Here is a 20,703-nt window from a genome sequence, read left to right on the forward strand (position 1 = left end):
ATAGCGAGTTTTAAAGGCGATGGACAGGCAATCTATCCCTTCAAGCCTTGCCAAGTTCTTTCTTCAACGCATAGAGCGCGTCCAATGCCTCACGCGGCGTCATTTCGTCGGGGTTGAAGCCTTTCAGAGTTTCCTCCAGCTTCGATGGTCCGGCCTTGCGGGTTTCCTCGCGGCGAACCGCGATCTGGAACAGCGGCAGATCGTCGATCAACTGGCTCGCCGGGTTCTTGCGGTCGACATCTTCGAGCTTTGTCAGCACCTCGCGGGCGCGTTCCACCACCGAGGCAGGCAGCCCCGCAAGCCGCGCCACCTGAATGCCATAGGAGCGATCCGCAGCGCCCGGTCCGACCTCGTGCAGGAAGATGACGTCACCTTCCCACTCCTTCACCCGCATCGTGGCATTGGAAAGGCGGCCGAGTTTTTCCGACAGCACGGTCAATTCGTGGAAATGGGTGGCGAAGAGACCACGGCAGCGATTGACCTCGTGCAGATGCTCCACCGCCGCCCAGGCGATGGAAAGACCGTCAAAGGTCGCCGTGCCACGGCCAATCTCGTCCAGAATGACCAGCGAGCGATCCGTCGCCTGATTGAGAATGGCGGCGGTTTCCACCATTTCCACCATGAAGGTCGAGCGGCCGCGCGCCAGATCGTCGGAGGCACCAACGCGGGAAAACAGCCGGTCGACGACGCCGATATGGGCGGCCTCCGCCGGAACGAAGGAGCCGATCTGCGCGAGGATGGCGATCAGCGCATTCTGACGCAGGAAGGTCGATTTACCGCCCATATTCGGGCCGGTGAGCAGCCATATCGCGCCGTTCTTGCCGTCGTTGACGGCCGACAGATCGCAATTATTGGCGATGAAGGGCCCGGCAGACTGCCGCCGCAACGCCTGCTCCACCACCGGATGCCGCCCGCCCTTGATCGCAAAGGTCATGGAAGCATCAACGATCGGTCGGCAATAGGCCTGTTCGGTGGCGAGATAAGCAAGGCTCGAGGCGACATCGATCACCGCAAGCGCCAGTGCGCCGGCCTTGATCGCTTCCGCCTGCTGCACAACAGCCTTGACCATGCGCTCGAAGGCTTCCAGTTCCATGGTTAAAGCCTGCGCAGCGGCATTGGCGATGCGGCTTTCGAGATCGGCAAGCTCGGTGGTGGTGAAGCGCATGGCGCCCGCCATGGTCTGGCGGTGGATAAAGCGCGCCTTGGCCTCGTCCGTCGCCATCATCACATCAGCATTGCCGGCCGTCACCTCGATGAAATAACCCAGAACGTTATTGTGCTTGATCTTGAGCGACTTGATGCCGGTCTCATCGGCATATTTCAGTTGCAGACCCGCAATCACCCGACGCGACTGGTCGCGAAGCGCCCGCACCTCATCGAGTTCGGGATTGGCGCCTTCACGCAGGAAACCGCCATCACGTTTCAGAAGCGGCAGATCGTCGGCAAGCATCGAGCCGAGCATGGCTTCCAGACCACCGGGCAAGGCTTTCAAATCTTTCAGAGCCGTTGCCAGCTCATCCGGTAACAAGCCGTCATCGAGAATGGCCGCTATTTTTTCGGCGGAAACCAGCCCCAGCCGGATGGCGCCGAGATCGCGTGGCCCACCGCGCTCCAACGCCAGACGCGAAAGCGCACGCGGCATATCAGCAACCTGTTTCAGCGCATCACGCAGGCCGTCGCACAGCGAAACGTCATCGATGAGATAAGCGACGGCATCGAGGCGGGCATTGATCCTTTCCGGGTCGGTCAAGGGCGACATCAGCCGCTCGGCCAGAAGCCGCGCGCCACCGCCTGTTACCGTGCGGTTCAGGGCATGCAGCAGCGATCCATCTCTCTCGCCGGACAGCGTCTTCACAAGCTCCAGATTGGCGCGGGTGGCGGGATCGATGAAAAGCGTGGAGGCAGCACTTTCGCGCTCCGGTGCGCCGAGCGGCGGGCGCTCGGCGATCTGGGTCTTTTCGACATAGGCGACGGCAGCGGCGGCGGCGGCCATTTCCACCCGCGAAAAGGTGCCGAAACCATCCAGTGTCGAAACGTTGAAGTAACGGGCGATGCGCCCTTCCGCCGTGGCGCTGTCGAAGAGGATTGCCGGCTGCGGCACCGCCACGCGGCCAAGCACATCGAAAACCGGCCTCAGCTCTTCGTCGTGAAACAGACTGTCGGCGACGATCAGCTCGCGCGGATCGATGCGCCAGATATCGGCCAGAAGCCGCGTCAGCGTGGTTTCCGCCAGACGGAAGACGCCGGTGGAAATATCGATCCAGGCCAGCGCAAACTGCGCTTCGGCACTACCGCGAATGCGGGCAAGCGCCATCAGATAGTTGGATTCCGTCGGCGACAGCAGTTTTTCTTCGGTCAGCGTGCCGGGCGTGACAAGCCGCACCACATCACGCTTGACCACGGATTTAGAACCGCGCTTCTTGGCTTCCGCCGGATCTTCCACCTGCTCGCAGACGGCGACGCGATAACCGCGCAGGATGAGTTTCTGGAGATAGTCATCCGCCGCGTGGACAGGAACGCCGCACATGGGGATATCATGACCCATATGCTGGCCGCGCTTCGTCAGCGTGATGCCGAGAGCGCGGGAGGCTTCGACCGCATCGTCGAAGAACAATTCGTAAAAATCGCCCATGCGGTAGAACAGCAGCGAACCGGGATTGTTCGCCTTGATCTCGATATATTGCTCCATCATCGGAGTGGCCGTCGCGCGGCTCTCTTCCGAGATCAGGGAAGCGGTTGTCAGAACGTCCGTCAATGGCCTGCCGATGTCATATCGTGTTGCGGAAAAGAAGGGCCGACACTAGCGGCAATCTCCACCTTAAGACAACACGCGCAGGGACGCTGCCCACAGGAACATCCCGTCCGGCTGCGCCAAAACCCGGTCAGCCGTTAATGCGCTCGGCCTCACCGCCATAATAGCTGATGTAACGGCCGGCGATGGACGAAACCGGCAGGACCACGAGGACGTCGGTGGTGTTGAAGGCATGGTCCACGACCGCGCCGGAACCGAACATGGCGCCAAGGCGCATATAGCCCTTGATCAGCGGCGGCATGGCGTTCAGCGCCTTGCGGGCGTTGAGCGCCTCTGCCGGAACGAGGTCCATCTCATGGTAAAGCTCGGGAAGGGCGGAGGCTTCCCACTCGCCCTTGGCCACGCAATTATGGTGCAGGAAAGACAGGGCAAGCGCGTGGGCTTCCGGCTGAACGCCGGGGAAGGAGGCGCAGCCGATCATGGCATCCATGCGGTGTTTCACGGCATAGGCCCAGTTGCCCTGCCACAGAAGCTCGACGGTGCGCTTGGTGCGATATTCGGGCAGCACGCAGGAACGGCCAAGCTCCATGAAGCGCTTGCCCGGATGGCGCGCGACGAGACCGGCGATATCGAATTCGCTGGCGGAATAAAAACCGTTATTGGCAAGCGCGATTTCCTGCCGCAGCAGGCGATAGGTGCCGACGATCTGGTCTTCGCTGTCGCCTTCGATCGCCTTGTCGAGCACGAGCAGATGGTCGCAGACGCTGTCCCAGGCGTCGATGTCGCGCTTGCGGCGCATGGCTTCCGCGGGAAGCCGCGCCTTCATTTCCTCGACGAAAACCCGGTAACGCACGGATTGCGCGGCATCGATCTCGCGTTCATTTCTGGCGAGCCGTGTTTCCAGCGTGCCGATACGGCCGAAAAGACCCTCATTGTCCTGAGCTGCCTCGGGACGAGGATTAATGACAACATTGTTTTCACAAATGTCGTGATTGAGGATTTCGGCAACCATGGGGAATCGCTCCGCCACCAAAGAATTTTCCTGTCATAAATCACTAATTGACGACAGAATAGTGACAAAATGCCGCCAGCGCGAGTCTGTCAAGTTATGATAGCGACAGGCGTTTCGCCTCCAGCAGACGGCGAATTTCCTCAACCAGCCGTCGCGGGTCGGCAGGCTTGGTCAAAACCGCACCGACACCGGCCCCAAGCAGGATTTCGGCGGTCGCGTCACTCGCATCTGCGCTGAGCACGATGACGGGAATATTTCTTTCGCCCTTCAGCGTATGGAGAAGGTCGGGAAGCACATCGAGCCCCTCGCCGCCCGGCATGTTGAGATCGGAGACGATGAGGTCAGGCAGGCGGGATGCGCCCGGCTCCACAGATTGCCGCAACGCCTCAAAATCCTCGACAGCGCGGACGATATAACCGCTTTTTTCCAGAACGGCGCGGATGATGCGCTGATTGACGGCATCGTCTTCGGCCACGAGTATCTCGATACCGCTCGCCCCTTCTGCCACCCGTGAGGAAAATCCCACATCCGGGTGGTTGTCGTTGATGGCGTCGCGCCTCTCAATCCCGCGCAGACGGCCGCACAGGACGTCGATCAGGGATTTTTCCCGCAATGGCCGGATCAACCAGGCGTCGAAGGCCACATGCATGGTCGACGGCCGCTCTTCGGGGCTGACCAGTAGCGTGCGGCGGACATTCTGTTGCGGCCAATCCTTCAGGGCGTCCCTGAACAGCGGCGAAATGCGCCGGTCGACGATGATATCGGTAAGGTCAGCCGCCCGTGCGGCAGAACCCTTCCTCAGCTTTTCCAGATCTTCAGGCTGATGGATGAGAGTGCATTGACCGCCGAAAGCCTCGATCGCCTCCATCGTCACCGCCGCCGCCACGCCCTTTGGTGCGATGAGCACGACATTTGTATGCCGCAGGCAATGACGCCTTGCCGGATCCGCCATTTCGGCAGGCGCGCCCGCGGGGCGAAACGCCAGTTTGAAAGTGCTGCCCTTGCCCTTGCGGCTGGAAACCGTGAGGCGGCCGCCGAATTCCCGCACGATACGGGCGGAGATCGCAAGTCCAAGGCCCGTGCCGGCACTTCGCTGCGACAACGGGCCTGCCTGTTCGAATTCCCCGAAAATACGGGCCTGTTCCGCCCGGCTCATGCCCGGGCCGGTATCCTCGACGGCAATGTGCAATTCGTCGTCGGCCATGCGCGCCCGGATGACGACGCCGCCTTCCTGCGTGAATTTGACGGCATTGCCGAGGAGATTGAAGAGGACCTGACGTAGCCTCGCCGGGTCGAAATCGAGATGATCGGGCACATTCGGCGCAACGAAGGAGGTGATTTCTATGCCTTTTTCGTGGGCGCGATGGGCCAGCATCTCCACGATGCTCTCGATCAGCCGGCGCAGGTTTTCCGCGCGCGGGTTGAGCCTGAAGCGGCCGGCCTCCATGGTCGAATAATCCAGCAGATCCTCGACAAGCTGCACCAGTGACTGGCCGGATTGCCGCATGCCATCGAGATAATTTCGCTGCTCCTCGTTGAGCCTCGTCTGCGACAGAAGATGGTTCATGCCCAGCATACCGGAAAGCGGCAGGCGGATTTCATGGCTTACGGTGGCAAGCAGCCTCGCCTTTTCGGCGTCGGCCTTTTCGGCGCGCAGGCGGGCGTCTTCGCGCTCGCCGAGCGCAAGCCGCTCTTCGGTCACGTCTCTGGCGATGCTGCTGATGAGAAGACGGCTGCTTGCCAGATCGCGGGTCACGACATCATGCCAGGAAAAGATGCGCTGACCGAACGGAGTTGCGATCTCGACATCATAGGCATGAACCTTTTCGCCCGGACGGAAAGCGATGCCGATTTCCTCGCAGCTCAACCCTTCGGGGGCCGCACAGCCGGTCATTTCGCGAAAGACCCGGTTCGCTTCGACAATGCGCCGGTTCATGTCACGGATCACGACGATATCGCCCATGAATTCCTGCATCTCGGCAATCAGAGAGCGGTTTTGCGTTTGCCGCAGCCGAAGATCGGAATCCGCAGCCCGCGCGGTGGGCTGATGGAAAGATTCATCAAAGAGCGCATAGAGCAGGACACCAACGAGCACGGCGCCAAAGAAGGTCGCAAGCGTAACGGTAACCGCATAAGGCACAGCAAGCGCGATCAGGGCTGCGGAAAAAGCCCCGACCGATAACGACACGGCGACATAGAGCGCAATCGACCTGGTATCGGTCGCATGTTCTTCATCCGCATGGGGCGTTGTTGTCTCGATACGATCCGTCGGCTGCGCCGCCGTGGCGGCTAGGCCCAGCTCATCTGAAACTTTTTGCCGAAGTCTTGCCAGTTCGCTCATAGGCAACCGCTACCACGGCAGCGGTTTTGATATGTTTGGCTGAAACCCTAAAATTTTACTTTTTAGCCGTCCGGGCGTGCAAAAACTCGTCGAGAATGACGCAGGCTGCGCCGATGGTTATGAAACTGTCAGCCAGATTGAAGACCGCGAAAGACCATGTCTGCGTATGAAACAGGATATAGTCGATGACATGTCCATAAAAAAAACGGTCGAGCAGATTGCCGGCTGCACCCGCGATGATGAAGGCAAAACCAAGATGGGCAAAGGTGCGGTCCGCCGCCGTCTTGCGCCACAGCCATAAGACGAAGACCACGATGACGAGCCGCATGCTGACGATGAACCAGCCGTGCATGTCCTCCAGCATCGAAAAGGCCACACCGAGATTGTAGGTGCGATAAAGCGCCAGGAACGGGGCAACGGGAACCATCTCCTGCAGCGGCAGATAGGCTTCGACCAGCTGCTTGACGATCTGGTCCAGCACCAGTGCGGCGATGATCAGCGCAAAGGCCGGACCGAATTTCGAGAACAAAGCCGCTTTGGCCATTACGTCACCGGTTCGAGTTCGAGGAGATGTCGCCGTGCCTCAAACAGCATGACGGCAGTTGCGATGGCGAGATTGAGGCTGTCGGCGCGGCCCTGCTGGGGAATGCGCGCCAGCTGGTCGGCCTTGCCGGCGAGTTCCGGCGGCAGGCCGGATTGTTCATTGCCCATCAGGAGCACGACCGGCTTTCCGGCATAGTCGATCTTTCGATAATCCACTGAGCCGGCGAGATGGGTGGCGACGACGCTGACCTGCGCCGATTTTTTCCAGGACAGGAATTCCTCGACCGAAGCGCGGGCGACGGGCGTGGCGAAAACCGACCCCATGGTGGCGCGCACCGTTTCCAGCGAAAACGGATCGGTGCAGTCCCCGACGAGAATGACGCCCGAAGCACCCGCCGCATCCGCGGTGCGGATGATGGTGCCGAGATTGCCGGGATCGCGGACCCGGTCGAGCGCGATATAGGTCTCGCCCTTTTCCGGGCGGATATCCTTCAGCGGCTTCCATTTCTGCTCGAAAATGCCGACGACCATCTGCGGATTGTCGCGGCGGGTGATCGAGGCGATAACCTTTTCGCTGACTTCGAGCACCAGACCGCCCGATGCGACCGTCTTCACCGCCGCCTGCTCCACCAGCGGCTTGCCCTTAGCGGCCTTGGCATAAACCAGCGTCTTGATCGTCCAGCCCAGTTCGAGCGCGTCGATGACCAGCTTCAGGCCTTCCGCCATGAAGGTGCCGGTCTCTTCCCTGCCCTTTTTCTGTGTGAGCGCCTTGATATCCTTGATGATGGGATTGGCAAGGCTGGTCACTTCCTTGACCTGGCCAACCCGGCGCGTGGTGTTTTCGCGCATATCTTTCATCATTTCGGCTCCCAGCGGCTGAATAGCGATGTGGAAAGCACACGACCCGGCGTCTTGCCATCAAGACCGGCCTCGCGAATGACGAGTTCGCCGGATGCGACGACGCCACCGGCGCCACGCATGGTTTCGCGCATCAGTTCGTGCATCGAATAGAAGCTGGCACGGATGGAATAGGCCGTCAGCACAAGGCCGAGTGCCCTGGGCGACAGGATTTCACGGCAGATATCCAGCATCAGCGGCAGATGGTCAAACAATTGCCAGACTTCGCCATGGGTGCCACGGCCGAATTTCGGCGGGTCGGTGAGGATGATGTCGTATGTGCTGCCGCGACGTTCCTCACGCTGGATGAATTTCATCGCGTCTTCGCAAATCCAGCGGATCGGTGCCTGTTCGAGCCCGGCAAGCGCCTGGTTCTCCTTTGCCCAGCCGATCGCTTTCTTGGAAGCATCGACATGGGTAACCTCGGCGCCCGCAGCAGCCGCGACCAGCGAAGCAACGCCGGTATAACCGAACAGGTTCAGCACTTTCAGCGGCCGGTCGGCGGTCTCGACGGCGTTTTTCAGCCATTCCCAATGGACGATCTGTTCCGGAAAGACACCAACGTGACGGAAAGCGGTGAAACGGCCAAGAAAATCGACCCCGAGCAGGGATAGTGGCCAGGTTTCGCCAAGCGCCGCCTTTGGAAAACGCCAGCGGCCCATGCCGTCCTCATCGGTATCACCCGTGAAAATGGCGTCGGCATTCTGCCATACGCGGTCGGGAACCGACGGTTGCCACAGCGCCTGCGCCTCGGGACGGACGACGCGGTATTCGCCGTATTGTTCAAGCTTCAGGCCGTTGCCGCTGTCGATCAGGTGAAAATCGCCCGCGCCGCTCGATTCCAGAATGACCGGAACCTGCTCTGCGGGACGTTCGCCGGTGCGAGGCTTGAGCGGCCGCGCGGGCACCTGCTCAACGGCTGCCGCCGGAGTAACCTTTTCCCTCGGCGCAGGTTTTGGCGCGCTGCGCACAGCGTCCGGCTCGCGCTTTTTCGGTGCCACTTCCGCCCGCCGTGCCGGCTTTGCGGCATGAACCTGTTTTTTCTCGCTCCCGGCACGTGCACGATTGCCCGGCCGACTGTCTTTTTTCTTCAATGGAAATCTTTCCGCTTCTGCCCGCGTCTTATGGCGCAGCAAATAGCATTCCATGCGCCGCTCGCCTAGGGCGGGATGGCGAAAAGTGTAAGCGGTTTTCGCCTGAAATCCCGCCCTAGTTCTTTGATTTAGGTCCTGATGACTTTAGGCCATTCCGGCCTAAAGTCATCAGGACCGGGAGCCGGAACGAATGTCGGCTACATCACTTTGCCGGGAGTTGACCGGCATTTGGAAGATGACCTGTCGCAGCGGCTTTCTGCCGGTTGGCCTCGTTATGCCAGCGAGCCGCTTCTTTCGCCTCGATACGGGCGCGTTTGCGATGTTTGCCCTGGGCGAACCATGTGGCCGCCGATCCCAGCAGCACACCGAAAATGACCGCCAGAAACAGGAATACGAAAAACGGCGCGGTGAAGGACAGAACGCCATCTTCCGGTCGGAACGGATTGAGCGCCAGCGTCACGGATTGACGATTGGCCACGCACAGGATGACGAGAATAATCGCCAGCGGAAGCAGGATGATGAGGTTGATGATTTTTTTCGACATCCGAGAATACTCCATCGCTGCGGGGCTCCGCTAGCTCCGTTTCCGGCGCGGGCAGTGAGGACGATCAATCGTCTTCTTCGTCACCCATGCCGGGATTCAGGCGCTCGCGCAGTTCCTTGCCCGTCTTGAAGAAAGGCACCCATTTTTCTTCGACAAAAACCGACTCACCCGTGCGCGGGTTCCGACCGGAACGTGACGGACGGTTTTTCACCGAAAATGCGCCGAAGCCACGAAGCTCGACACGATTTCCTGCCGCCAGGGCGTCGGTGATTTCATCCAGCACCGCATTGACGATGTTTTCCACGTCACGGTGATAAAGGTGCGGGTTACGCGCAGCAACGATCTGCACCAGTTCAGACTTGATCACGGTTGCCCCCTGAAAGAATTGGATTTTTAACGCGGCTCAACCTGCCAAACGGAAACAAGACCGTCAAGAAACAACTTGTCCGTACCGAGCTGGCCGGGGCCTGCGAAGGGAATTAAATCGTCATATCCCAGAAACTTCGCTATTTGCGCAACACTGAAAACCGCAAAAGGCGAACGGGACGACGGCGCACGCCATTCAACGATCGGCAAATCCTTGGCAACACCGCGTGTTTCGAAATAGCTGCGAATTTCCTTTTCGCCGCCCAGCGTATCGACCAGCTTGTTGGCGAGCGCCTGCCTGCCGGTGAAAATCGATCCATCCGCCAGTTTCAGCACGTCTTCGCGCGGCAACTTGCGGCGATCAGCCACAAGATCGACAAACCAGCCGTAGCTGTCCATCACCATGGCGCGGATCATCGTCTTCGCTTCCTCCGGCGCCTCGTGGAACGGCGAAGGCTCCGCCTTCATCGGCGACGACTTGATTTCCTGCAACGAAACGCCGAGCTTTTCCATCAACTGGCCAAGCTGGGGGTACTGGAAGATCACGCCGATCGAGCCGGTGATCGAGGTCTCGCCAGCGACGATGACATCGCCTGCCGATGCGATCATATAACCTGCAGAAGCGGCGAGCGTGCGCACATCCGAGACAACCGGCTTCTTTTCCGCCACGCCTCGAATGGCCTTGAAGATGCGCTCACCGCCATAGGTGGTGCCGCCTGGCGAGGAAATCGACACGATCAGCCCTTTGACATTCTCGCTCTTCGCGATCTTGTCGAGCCGCTCGAGAAGTTCGGTATTGTCGGTGATCAGGCCGGAGACCTCGACGCGGGCAATATGGGGCTTCGCACTTTGCTGCGGTCCATCCCATAAAAACCGGTAAAGACCGAAAGCGCCGGCGACAAGCAGGAGAACGGCGGCAATCCGCCAGAAAGTCAGCTTGCGGCGCAACCGCCTGCGATCCGCTATCGCCATATTGTCCATAAAAACCTCTGTCATCCGCTTTTGCGCTTCAGGCCATATGGTTCTTCTAACGCGAAGCCGCAAGGAAACAATAAGGAAACCAGAATTACGATAAAATTCGCATTTCCCTTGCACCTCTCCAGACAAAAACCATATTGGCAGGACAAAGCACTCATGCCAAAGACATTTAGATAGAGACACAAGCTTCGATTGTGCGCCAGAATGGCGCCCTAGAAGCATTCCGGACCCACTCTTATGCTCGAAAGACTCCGCGAACCCGCGCCAGCATTTTCGCTGCCCAATGACCAGAACGGCGCCTATGACACCGCGCTGCGGCATTCTGCGCGCGTGAAGCGGCTGAAAATCATTCTGCCGCTCGGCGCGGCAATCATTTCGTTCGCCTTCATCGCTGTTTCGGTTATCCGAACCTGGGCGCCCGACGAGGTCTCTCTTGAGAGCGCACGAATTGAAGACGGCAAGATCGTGATGGAAAAACCCGCTGTTGCCGGCCGCAACGAGAAGGGGATCGATTATTCCATGAACGCCGACCGTGCGTTGCAGGACATCGCCAACCCCAACCTCATGACGCTTGAGAAGGTTCTGGCGGCAGTGCCGGTAAACGACAGCGTCGCGCAGGTGATCGCCCAGGAAGGCATTTTCGACCGGGCGACCAACAAGCTGAAGATGACCGCCCCTTTTGACATCAATCTCAGCAATGGCATACAAGCGAAGTTCCAGTCTGCGGATGTCGATCTGAAGGCTGGGAAAATGAGCAGCCAGGAGCCGGTTTCGATCAAAACAAACGACGGCTCGATTGTTGCGCAATCGATTGACATCGCCGATAATGGCAAGACAATTACATTTTCGGGGCAGGTACGGGCACGTATCGCTGCATCCAATATCAAGAATGAAGGCAAGTGAGAGCCCGGTCCAGATGATGCAAATTTCCCGTCCCGTTTCCCTTGGCAAATCCGCCGGCCTTGCAGCCGCAGGTCTTGTTTTTTCGTGTCTTGCAACTGTGGCTTTCGCCCAGAACACCACCAGCAACATGCAGGGCGTCAAGCTCTCCGGCGACCAGCCGATCGCGATTGAAAGCGATCAGCTCGAGATTCGCGATCAGGAGCGCAAGGCCTATTTCACCGGCAATGTGAAAGTGGTGCAGGGAACGACCACCCTTCAGGCCGGCAAGATGACCGTGAATTACAAGGGCGAAGGTTCTTCGCTCACCAGCGGCGACGCCAATATCGAAAAAATCTTCGTCGACAATAATGTCTATCTGACGTCCGAGACCCAGAAGGCGACGGCCGATCACGGCGAATTCGACATGGCGGCGCAGACCTTCATTCTGACCGGCAAGCAGGTCGTGCTTTCGGAGGGCACGAATGTGTTCACCGGCTGCAAGCTCACCGTTCTGATGAATACGGGACAGGCCAAGCTCGAAAGCTGCGGCGGCCCTGTCCGGATCATGCTCGATCCGAAATCGCAGAAAAAACAGTAGTCTTTCCTCGTGAAGATACCCTCGATCTCAAAGATATTCGGCGGCGGGCGCAGCCGATCCGCGGACGCGGCCTCGCCGGCGGACAAGACCCCCTATCAGGGCACGCTGATCGCGCATGGCCTGACGAAGACCTATAATACGCGCCGTGTCGTCAACGGGGTTTCGCTGGTCGTGCGCCGAGGTGAGGCCGTGGGACTGCTCGGCCCGAACGGTGCGGGCAAAACCACCTGTTTTTACATGATCACGGGCCTGGTGCCCGTGGATACCGGCAAGATCGCCATCAACGGCAATGATGTCACCACCATGCCGATGTATAGACGCGCCCGTCTCGGCGTCGGTTATCTGCCGCAGGAAGCATCGATCTTCCGGGGATTGACGGTCGAGGAAAACATCCGCGCCGTGCTGGAAGTGCATGAGCCGGACGCTGCCAAGCGCAACCGCAAGCTCGATGAGCTGCTGGAAGAGTTTCATATCGTGCAACTGCGAAAGTCGCCTGCCGTGGCGCTTTCAGGTGGTGAGCGGCGGCGGCTGGAAATCGCGCGCGCACTCGCGACCGATCCGACCTTCATGCTGCTCGACGAACCTTTCGCGGGCGTCGATCCGATTTCGGTCAGCGATATCCAGAATCTGGTGAGACACCTGACAGCGCGCGGCATCGGCGTTCTCGTGACCGACCACAATGTCCGTGAAACGCTCGGTCTCATTGACCGCGCATACATCATCCATGCCGGCGAGGTGCTGACGCATGGACGTCCGGACGATATCGTCAACAATCCGGATGTACGCCGCCTCTATCTCGGCAATAATTTTAGCCTTTAAACGCCTAGAGCGGGATAGCGAAAAGTGTGTGCGGTTTTCGCTTGAAATCCCGCTCTAATTATATGATCTAGATCATGATTTAAGATTTCAGGTCGTTTCGGCCTAAAATCATCATGATCGGCGCGCGAAAGATTCTTCATCGCGCCCCGCCCTGACGCTTGACCAAACAAGATAAAAAAGCAATTTTTGGGCCAAGTTCCGTCGTCTCAGTAAAATTTCTGGAAAATCAGGCGACGGAGAAGCTGTAAGGGGAGTTTCGCGTCCGCCATGGCATTGTCTGCCAGCCTTTTGCTGCGTCAAAACCAGTCTCTCGTGATGACACCGCAACTGATGCAGTCCATCCAGCTGCTTCAGATGACGCATTTCGAGCTGACGCAGTTCATCGCGCAGGAGGTGGAGCGCAATCCGCTGCTGGAAATTGCGGCAAACGATGGCGATTTGAGCAGCGATGCCCCGGCAGAGACCGAGAGTTTCGGTGACGCGGACGGCGAAGGCTCGGAGAGATCCGCAACGGTGACGCCCGACAGCGACGACTGGTATGGCGACCGCGCCGCAAATCTCGGCGAGCAACTGGACACCAGCTTCGAAAATGTCTTTCCCGACGACGCCGAGCCCAGAAAGGCCGATGCGCCCGAACTGGCTAGCCAATGGAAATCCATGCCCGGCCAGGAGTCGGGGGAAAGTTACGATCTCGACGATTTCGTCGCGGCCAGACAGAGCCTCAGCGACCATCTCAATCAGCAACTGCCGCTCGCCATATCCGCCGCCGAAGACCGGATGATCGCCGATGCGCTGATCGGGCAGCTTGACGAGACCGGCTATATTGCGGCGGATGCCGTCGACGACGTCGCCGAACGGCTGGGCGCGGCACCGTCGGCGGTCGAGCACGTTCTGAAGACGCTTCAGGGTTTCGACCCACCGGGTGTATTTTCCCGTTCCCTAAGCGAATGTCTGTCGATCCAGCTTGCCCAGAAGGACCGGCTCGACCCGGCCATGCGGGCTTTCGTCGACAATCTGGAACTTCTGGCGAAACGCGACTTCGCCTCCTTGAAAAAAATCTGCGGCGTCGATGAGGAAGACCTCCTCGACATGCTGGCGGAAATCCGCACGCTCAATCCCCGCCCCGGCGCGGGTTACGATTCGATGGTTTCGGAGACCATCGTTCCCGACATTATCGTTCGTCCCTCCTCCACCGGCGGCTGGCTGGTGGAAATCAATCCCGAGACGCTGCCGCGGGTGCTCATCAACCAAAGTTATTTCGCCGAGGTGTCGAAACATAAGGCGCGTGCAGGCGAGGATCAGGATTTCCTGACTGAGTGCATGCAGACGGCGCATTGGCTGACCCGCAGCCTCGATCAGCGCGCCCGGACAATCATGAAGGTGGCGACGGAAATCGTGCGCCAGCAGGACGCCTTTCTCGTCAATGGCGTGGATCACCTGCGCCCGCTGAACCTCAAGACGGTGGCCGACGCCATCAAGATGCACGAATCCACCGTCAGCCGGGTGACATCGAAAAAATACATGCTGACGCCGCGCGGTCTGTTCGAACTGAAATATTTCTTCAGCGTGTCGATCAGCGCCGTGGAAGGCGGAGACAGCCATTCGGCGGAAGCGGTGCGCCACCGCATCAAGGCAATGATCGCGCAGGAGGCCGCCGAGGCGGTTCTTTCAGACGATGATATCGTCGACAATCTGAAAAAGAGCGGCATCGATATCGCCCGCCGCACCGTCGCCAAATATCGCGAGGCGATGAACATCCCCTCCTCCGTGCAGAGACGTCGGGAAAAGAAGGCGCTGGCCAAGCTGTCCGCCTTCTGAGCGGCGGCCGCGATCACGTTTATGGCGGTTTTTTGCCGCACCATTGACTCTTGCCACGGCAAGGGCTAGAAGCCCGCCGCACACGTAAGCAAGGTCATTTGTAACGGATTCATCTCCACCGTCCATGGGCGTAAAATTCGAATGAGGGCTTTTTAAGGTCTTCGAAACGCTTGGATGCGCGCGCGGCTTGACGTAAGCTGGTACTCGCAAATCACTACAAAAAGGAAAATTTCCATGAGTGTGCGTGTATCTGGTAAACATATGGAGATCGGTGAATCTTTCCGTCAGCGGATCGAGGACAATATAGGTCTGGCGGTTACCAAATACTTCGATGGGGGGTATTCAGGCCAGGTGACCGTGGAGAAGTCCGGATCGCGTTTTGCCGCGGACTGCAAGCTGCATCTCGATACCGGCATTGTGTTGCATGCGGCGGGTCAGGCAAATGATCCGCAGGCGAGCTTCGATGCCGCCGCAGAGCGGATCGAGAAGCGCCTGCGCCGCTACAAGCGCAAGCTTAAGGACCACCACAATGGTGCGAATGGCGTGTCGCAGGAAATCGCCTATACGGTGATGGATGCTATTCCCGATGAGGACCACGAGGTTCCTGAAGATTACGCACCCACCATCGTAGCGGAGAGTTCGAAACAGATTAAGACAATGTCCGTCGCCAGCGCCGTGATGGCGCTCGACATGACGGACGAACCGGTTCTGCTGTTCCGCAGCCCGGGCAAGGAATATCTCAACATCGTTTACCGGCGTCATGACGGCAATATTGGCTGGATCGACGCGGAAACGATCAAGAGCTGAACAGTCTGACAAGACGTGGGAGGCAGAGCGCGAAAGTGCATCTGCCTCCTGCATCGTCTCGATGGCATGAAGGAAAAAGAGAATGGCGTTGGCAGATTTGCTGCAACAAGATGCGATTATTCCCGCCCTCAAGGTGAATTCCAAAAAGCAGTTGCTTCAGGAGCTGGCCGCAAAGGCAGCCAGAATTACCGGAGTCTCGGAACGGGAAGTTTTCGACGTCATCCTCCAGCGTGAGAAACTCGGCTCCACCGGTGTGGGCCACGGCATCGCCATTCCGCATGGCAAGCTCAACAGCATTCATCAGATCACCGGCGTCTTCGCACGTCTTGAAACACCGGTCGATTTCGAAGCGCTGGACGACCAGCCGGTCGATCTGGTTTTCCTGCTGCTCGCGCCCGAGGGCGCCGGCGCGGATCACCTGAAGGCGTTGTCCAGAATTGCACGCGCCCTGCGCGACCCTGAACTGGTCGCCAAGCTGCGCGCCACCGATTCCGACACCGCAATCTACGCTTTCCTCAATCAGGAGCAGGCGACCGCGGCCTGATCGCGGGCTAACTCCCTCAGTTTAACGGCAATAAAAAACGCGCCCTAAAGGCGCGTTTTTTATGACGTAAGGATAGATGCCTTACGCGTCCTTTTCATTAAGAGACGAGGTGCCCGGCTCGGCCGATGCCGCAACTTCCGCCTTCGGGCCGCCCTTGGCGACGCCGACCATTGCCGGGCGCAGGACGCGGTCGCCGATGGTGAAACCGGCCTGAACCACCTGCAGCACGGTATTGTTCGGAACCGCCGGATTCGGAATTTCGAACATGGCCTGATGGAAATTCGGGTCGAACTTCTGGCCCTCCGCGTCGATCTTCTTCACGCCGTGGCGTTCCAGCGTCGACAGCATCGAACGTTCCGTCATCTCGACGCCTTCGATCAAACCGTTGAGACCGGCTTCGCCATTGGTCTTGAGTTCATCGGGAATGGCTTCAAGCGCGCGGCGAAGATTATCGGAAACGGCGAGCATATCGCGCGCGAAACCAGCGAGCGAATAGGCTTTCGCATCCTTGACATCGCGTTCCGTGCGACGGCGAAGATTGTCCATTTCGGCCGCGAGGCGCAGGAACTTGTCACGCAGGTCGGCATTTTCAGCCTTGAGCAGCTCGACCGGATCGGGTTCGGCAGCGTCAATCGGCTCTTCCCCGGCGAGCGCGGGTTCGACAAACTCTTCGGCGACGTCCGCGTCAGGTCCGGGCTTTTTTGTATCGTCGGTCATGACGTTCTCCAGATTTGAATATGTTGGTTGCGCCCGATATCGAGCTTTGACGGGCAAAAATCAAGGCTTGCGGCGAAAAGCTTGCCGCATTCCCTGACCTTGCGGGTCTGTCCTATCTCTGCTTGCGGGAAAGGCGAGCCATGATCTGCGCCGTATAGTCCACCATCGGCACGATACGGGCGTAATTCAGCCGGGTCGGGCCAATGACGCCGACCGCACCCACGACACGATTGTCCTCATCGCGATAGGGCGCGACGATCAGCGACGAACCGGACAGCGAAAAAAGCTTGTTTTCCGAGCCGATGAAAATCCTGACCCCCGAGCCGCTTTCCGCGAGATTGAGGATTTCGATGAGATTTTCCTTGCGCTCCAGGTCGTCGAACAGCAGGCGCACCCGATCGATATCTTCCTCACCGGCGAGACCTTCAAGCAGGTTGGAGCGACCGCGAACGATGAGACGGCCGAGCTTGCCCTCCTCATTATCTCCCGCCCATACCGCAAGACCACGCTCCACGAGGTCCTGCGCCAATATGCCGAGTTCCGATTGCAGTTCCGCCCGCTGCGTCTGAAACTGACCGCGCAACTCATGCAGCGTCTGACCGGAGAGATGGGCATTGATGAAATTCGCCGCTTCGGTCAATTGCGACGAAGAGATGCCGGCCGGCAATTCGATGATGCGGTTTTCGACCTGATTGTGGTCGCCCACCAGCACGGCGAGCGCCTTGGTGGGCTCCAGCCTTATGAATTCGACATGCTTGAGGATGACGTCGTTCTTCGCCGTCAATACGAGGCCCGCGCCGCGCGACATGCCGGACAACATGCGGCTAGCCTCCGTCAACAGCCCTTCCAGCGATTGCTCGTGCCCGGCGACCGGCCCGATCTGACGGTCGATAGTCGCCCTTTCCTCGGCGGGCAGGTCACCCACCTGCATGAAGGCGTCAACAAAGAAGCGCAGCCCCGTCTGGGTCGGCAGGCGACCGGCGCTGATATGCGGCGAATAGATGAGGCCAAGCTCTTCGAGATCGCTCATGACATTGCGAACGGAGGCGGGTGAAAGCGACATCGGCAACAGCCGCGACAGGCTGCGCGATCCGAGCGGCTCGCCCGTATCGAGATAACCTTCGACGATGCGCCGGAAAATTTCCCGAGACCGTTCATCCAGCAGCGATGCCTGATCTTTTGATAGCGGTGCGGAAAAACCCATTTCGTCCGTTCTTTGTCGTTCAAACCAGCTCGCATCAATATAATGCGTTGCAACGCCGCGGCAAAATGGAAATTGGCTTTGCAAAAGCCCGGACCTCGCCTTAGAAGGCAGGGACCAACATGGAGAGTGGATCATATGCGGCCTTCAGGCAGAAAAACCGACCAGATGCGCAAGGTTTCCTTCGAGCGCAATTTCTCGAAACATGCCGAAGGTTCCTGTCTCGTGAAATTCGGCGACACGCATGTGCTCGTCACCGCAAGCCTTGAAGAAAAGACGCCGCCGTGGCTGCGCAACAGCGGCAAGGGCTGGGTCACCGCCGAATATGGCATGCTGCCGCGCTCCACCCATGAGCGCATGAAGCGCGAAGCCGCTTCCGGCAAGCAGGGCGGTCGCACGCAGGAAATCCAGCGCCTCATCGGCCGTTCGCTGCGCGCCGTCGTCGATCTGCAGGCGCTTGGCGAGCGCCAGATCAGCATCGACTGCGACGTCATCCAGGCCGATGGCGGCACCCGCACCGCCTCCATCACCGGCGCATGGATTGCGCTCCACGATTGCCTGAAATGGATGGAAACCCGTAACATGATCAAGGTCGAGAAGGTTCTGAAGGACCATATCGCCGCGATCTCCTGCGGCATCTTCGCCAACCAGCCGGTGATCGATCTCGATTATCTCGAGGATTCCTCCGCCGAGACCGATGCAAATTTCGTCATCACCGGCTCCGGCGGCATCGTCGAGGTTCAGGGCACGGCGGAAGGCGCCCCCTTCTCCGAGGAAGAATTCCTGACGCTGCTCGGTCTTGCCAAGGCCGGTTGCAGTGAACTGGTCGCCCTTCAGAAACAGGCGATCGCCTGAGCCGACAGGAAAGCACCATGCGCAAGCTCGATACCAGAACGATCGTCGTCGCCAGCCATAACAAGGGCAAGATCGCCGAAATCGCCGATCTGATCGGGCCTTTCGGCTTCTCCGCCAAATCGGCGGCGGAACTGAATTTCGAAGAGCCGGATGAGACGGGTACGACCTTCGAGGAAAATGCCGCCATCAAGGCGCTTGCCTCCGCGAAGGCATCCGGCCTTCCGGCTTTGTCCGACGATTCCGGTCTGGTCATCGATGCGCTGGATGGTGCGCCGGGTGTCTATACCGCCAATTGGGCGGAAACGGCCGATGGCACGCGCGACTTCGCCATGGCAATGCAGAAGGTCGAGGATGCGCTGGCCGAGCGCGGCGCATCGAAGCCGGAAGACCGCACCGGCCGCTTCGTCAGCGTGCTGTGCCTGGCCTGGCCGGACGGGCATCTCGAATATTTCCGCGGCGAGGTGGAAGGCACGGTGGTGTGGCCGCCGCGCGGAACGAGCGGTTTCGGTTACGATCCGGTCTTCAAACCGGAAGGATACGACACCACATTCGGCGAGATGAGCGCGGATGAAAAACACGGCTGGAAACATGGCGACGCCTTCGCGCTTTCGCACCGTGCCCGGGCGTTTAAAAAATTCGTAGAAACCTGCCTGGAGGCATGAACCCGATGGTCGGGGAGCATCAACTTTCTGCCCCCGGCGCGTCGCTTCTGCCGGATACGGGCGATCCCGGTTTCGGGATCTATCTGCATTGGCCCTTCTGTGCGGCCAAATGTCCCTATTGCGATTTCAACAGCCATGTCCGCCACCGGCCGGTGGATCAGGAACGGTTTACGGCGGCCTTTCTCCGTGAAATGGAACATATGCGGACGCTGAGCGGCCCGCGCGTTGTGACCAGCATCTTCATGGGCGGCGGCACGCCATCGCTGATGGACCCGCAGACGGTCGCAGCACTTCTCGATGGTGTCTCGCGCTTCTGGCATGTGCCGGATGGTATCGAGATCACCATGGAAGCCAATCCTTCCAGCGTCGAGGCGGAGCGTTTTCGCGGTTACCGCGCGGCGGGCGTCAACCGTGTCTCGCTCGGCGTGCAGGCGCTGAACGATCGGGACCTGAAGTTCCTTGGCCGCCTGCATGATGTTGCCGATGCCTTGAAGGCCATCCGGCTGGCGCGGGAGATTTTTCCGCGCATGTCCTTCGATCTCATCTATGCCCGCCCAAACCAGACGGTGGCCGAATGGGACGCAGAGCTGAAAGAGGCTGTCTCCTACGCTGTCGACCATCTGTCGCTCTATCAGCTGACCATAGAGGAAGGCACGCCCTTCTACGGGCTGCACAAGGCCGGCAAGCTCATCGTGCCGGATGGCGAACATTCGGCCGTGCTTTATGAAGCGACGCAGGAAATCACCGAGCGTTACGGCATGCCGGCCTATGAGGTCTCCAACCATGCCCGGCCGGGCGCTGAAAGCCGCCACAACCTGACCTACTGGCGTTATGGCGATTATGCCGGCATCGGCCCCGGCGCGCATGGACGCCTGACGCGAGGCGCTTCCAAGCTCGCAACCGCCACCGAGCGCCACCCGGAAAACTGGCTCGAAACCGTTGAGCGGGAAGGCCACGGCATGGTCGATCAGGAGCTGCTCGGCGTCGATGAGCAGGCCGATGAATTGCTGCTGATGGGACTTCGCCTGCGCGAAGGCATCGATCTCGCCCGCTGGAGCGACCTTTCCGGCCGCGATCTCGATCCGGAGAAGGAGGAATTTCTCCTTCAGCACGGTTTCGTGGAGAGGCTCGGCAATTCCCGCCTGCGCTGCACGCCTTCCGGCATGCTTATTCTGGATGCGGTGGTGGCCGATCTCGCCTGCTGACGCCGGCCTCCACCCCAGCTTTAGCCCAATAAACAAGACGACAATAAAAAAGCGGCCCGAAGGCCGCT

General features: G+C 59.4%; 20 protein-coding genes. 9 read left to right on the forward strand and 11 right to left on the reverse strand.

The features are described from left to right. Nucleotides 1-40: 40 nt before the first annotated feature. From mutS to sppA, 9 genes are all read right to left on the reverse strand, one after another. Nucleotides 41-2,692, reverse strand: a complete 2,652-nt coding sequence (gene mutS, locus ACQZ5N_RS12495) for a DNA mismatch repair protein MutS (RefSeq protein WP_448733194.1) — start codon at nucleotides 2,690-2,692, stop codon at nucleotides 41-43. Between the two features lie 190 nt (nucleotides 2,693-2,882). After that, nucleotides 2,883-3,764 carry a l-ornithine N(alpha)-acyltransferase gene (gene olsB, locus ACQZ5N_RS12500; protein ID WP_003520073.1) on the reverse strand — a complete coding sequence of 294 codons (882 nt, stop codon included), beginning with the start codon at nucleotides 3,762-3,764 and terminating at the stop codon, nucleotides 2,883-2,885. A 94-nt stretch (nucleotides 3,765-3,858) separates the two neighbouring features. Next, complete coding sequence (locus ACQZ5N_RS12505) at nucleotides 3,859-6,105, reverse strand: ATP-binding response regulator (protein WP_448733062.1); 2,247 nt, start codon at nucleotides 6,103-6,105, stop codon at nucleotides 3,859-3,861. 55 nt (nucleotides 6,106-6,160) lie between these two features. After that, complete coding sequence (lspA, locus tag ACQZ5N_RS12510; RefSeq protein ID WP_448733063.1) at nucleotides 6,161-6,649, reverse strand: signal peptidase II; 489 nt, start codon at nucleotides 6,647-6,649, stop codon at nucleotides 6,161-6,163. Beyond that, on the reverse strand, nucleotides 6,649-7,509 hold the full coding sequence (locus tag ACQZ5N_RS12515) for a TrmH family RNA methyltransferase (protein ID WP_448733064.1): 861 nt from the start codon (nucleotides 7,507-7,509) through the stop codon (nucleotides 6,649-6,651). The genes lspA and ACQZ5N_RS12515 overlap by 1 nt, the downstream gene beginning before the upstream one ends. Further along, the gene (locus tag ACQZ5N_RS12520; RefSeq protein WP_448733065.1) at nucleotides 7,506-8,639 is read right to left on the reverse strand and encodes a class I SAM-dependent methyltransferase; all 1,134 of its coding nucleotides are present in this window, start codon (nucleotides 8,637-8,639) and stop codon (nucleotides 7,506-7,508) included. The genes ACQZ5N_RS12515 and ACQZ5N_RS12520 overlap by 4 nt, the downstream gene beginning before the upstream one ends. Nucleotides 8,640-8,841: 202 nt before the next feature. Further along, a complete protein-coding gene (locus ACQZ5N_RS12525; protein ID WP_448733066.1) occupies nucleotides 8,842-9,183 on the reverse strand; it encodes a LapA family protein in 342 nt (113 codons plus the stop codon). Nucleotides 9,184-9,247: 64 nt separating this feature from the next. Continuing rightward, complete coding sequence (locus tag ACQZ5N_RS12530; RefSeq protein ID WP_219256707.1) at nucleotides 9,248-9,574, reverse strand: integration host factor subunit beta; 327 nt, start codon at nucleotides 9,572-9,574, stop codon at nucleotides 9,248-9,250. A gap of 2 nt (nucleotides 9,575-9,576) precedes the next feature. Continuing rightward, entirely contained in the window at nucleotides 9,577-10,530 is a 954-nt protein-coding gene (sppA, locus tag ACQZ5N_RS12535; protein WP_035259534.1) for a signal peptide peptidase SppA, read from the reverse strand. Between the two features lie 234 nt (nucleotides 10,531-10,764). Here sppA and lptC point away from each other — a divergent pair, with 234 nt between their 5' ends. The 6 genes from lptC to ptsN all read left to right on the forward strand — a co-directional run bounded on the left by lptC (nucleotide 10,765) and on the right by ptsN (nucleotide 15,995). Further along, the gene (gene lptC / locus ACQZ5N_RS12540; protein ID WP_003520082.1) at nucleotides 10,765-11,430 is read left to right on the forward strand and encodes an LPS export ABC transporter periplasmic protein LptC; all 666 of its coding nucleotides are present in this window, start codon (nucleotides 10,765-10,767) and stop codon (nucleotides 11,428-11,430) included. Between the two features lie 13 nt (nucleotides 11,431-11,443). After that, nucleotides 11,444-12,007, forward strand: a complete 564-nt coding sequence (locus tag ACQZ5N_RS12545; RefSeq protein WP_003503784.1) for an LptA/OstA family protein — start codon at nucleotides 11,444-11,446, stop codon at nucleotides 12,005-12,007. Nucleotides 12,008-12,016: 9 nt separating this feature from the next. Continuing rightward, entirely contained in the window at nucleotides 12,017-12,826 is an 810-nt protein-coding gene (gene lptB, locus ACQZ5N_RS12550) for an LPS export ABC transporter ATP-binding protein (protein WP_448733067.1), read from the forward strand. Nucleotides 12,827-13,093: 267 nt separating this feature from the next. Continuing rightward, entirely contained in the window at nucleotides 13,094-14,644 is a 1,551-nt protein-coding gene (rpoN, locus tag ACQZ5N_RS12555; protein ID WP_448733068.1) for an RNA polymerase factor sigma-54, read from the forward strand. Nucleotides 14,645-14,878: 234 nt separating this feature from the next. Continuing rightward, complete coding sequence (gene hpf / locus ACQZ5N_RS12560) at nucleotides 14,879-15,451, forward strand: ribosome hibernation-promoting factor, HPF/YfiA family (protein WP_059759321.1); 573 nt, start codon at nucleotides 14,879-14,881, stop codon at nucleotides 15,449-15,451. An 82-nt stretch (nucleotides 15,452-15,533) separates the two neighbouring features. Then, on the forward strand, nucleotides 15,534-15,995 hold the full coding sequence (ptsN, locus tag ACQZ5N_RS12565; protein ID WP_003503792.1) for a PTS IIA-like nitrogen regulatory protein PtsN: 462 nt from the start codon (nucleotides 15,534-15,536) through the stop codon (nucleotides 15,993-15,995). Between the two features lie 81 nt (nucleotides 15,996-16,076). On the opposite strand, the gene grpE is transcribed toward ptsN, so the two are convergent. Together grpE and hrcA are read right to left on the reverse strand one after the other, a co-directional pair. After that, complete coding sequence (gene grpE, locus ACQZ5N_RS12570; protein ID WP_080852756.1) at nucleotides 16,077-16,712, reverse strand: nucleotide exchange factor GrpE; 636 nt, start codon at nucleotides 16,710-16,712, stop codon at nucleotides 16,077-16,079. Nucleotides 16,713-16,824: 112 nt separating this feature from the next. Further along, nucleotides 16,825-17,916, reverse strand: a complete 1,092-nt coding sequence (gene hrcA / locus ACQZ5N_RS12575) for a heat-inducible transcriptional repressor HrcA (protein ID WP_020811203.1) — start codon at nucleotides 17,914-17,916, stop codon at nucleotides 16,825-16,827. Between the two features lie 135 nt (nucleotides 17,917-18,051). On the opposite strand from hrcA, the gene rph reads away from it, so the two are divergent. The 3 genes from rph to hemW are packed head-to-tail and all read left to right on the forward strand — an operon-like array spanning nucleotide 18,052 to nucleotide 20,635. After that, nucleotides 18,052-18,768, forward strand: a complete 717-nt coding sequence (gene rph, locus ACQZ5N_RS12580) for a ribonuclease PH (RefSeq protein WP_003503798.1) — start codon at nucleotides 18,052-18,054, stop codon at nucleotides 18,766-18,768. A 17-nt stretch (nucleotides 18,769-18,785) separates the two neighbouring features. Then, nucleotides 18,786-19,430, forward strand: coding sequence for an RdgB/HAM1 family non-canonical purine NTP pyrophosphatase (gene rdgB / locus ACQZ5N_RS12585; RefSeq protein ID WP_003520089.1), 645 nt, complete (start codon nucleotides 18,786-18,788; stop codon nucleotides 19,428-19,430). Nucleotides 19,431-19,435: 5 nt separating this feature from the next. Beyond that, entirely contained in the window at nucleotides 19,436-20,635 is a 1,200-nt protein-coding gene (gene hemW / locus ACQZ5N_RS12590; protein ID WP_059759503.1) for a radical SAM family heme chaperone HemW, read from the forward strand. The last annotated feature ends 68 nt before the right edge of the window (nucleotides 20,636-20,703 follow it).

It is taken from the genome of Agrobacterium sp. 22-221-1 (assembly GCF_053522445.1).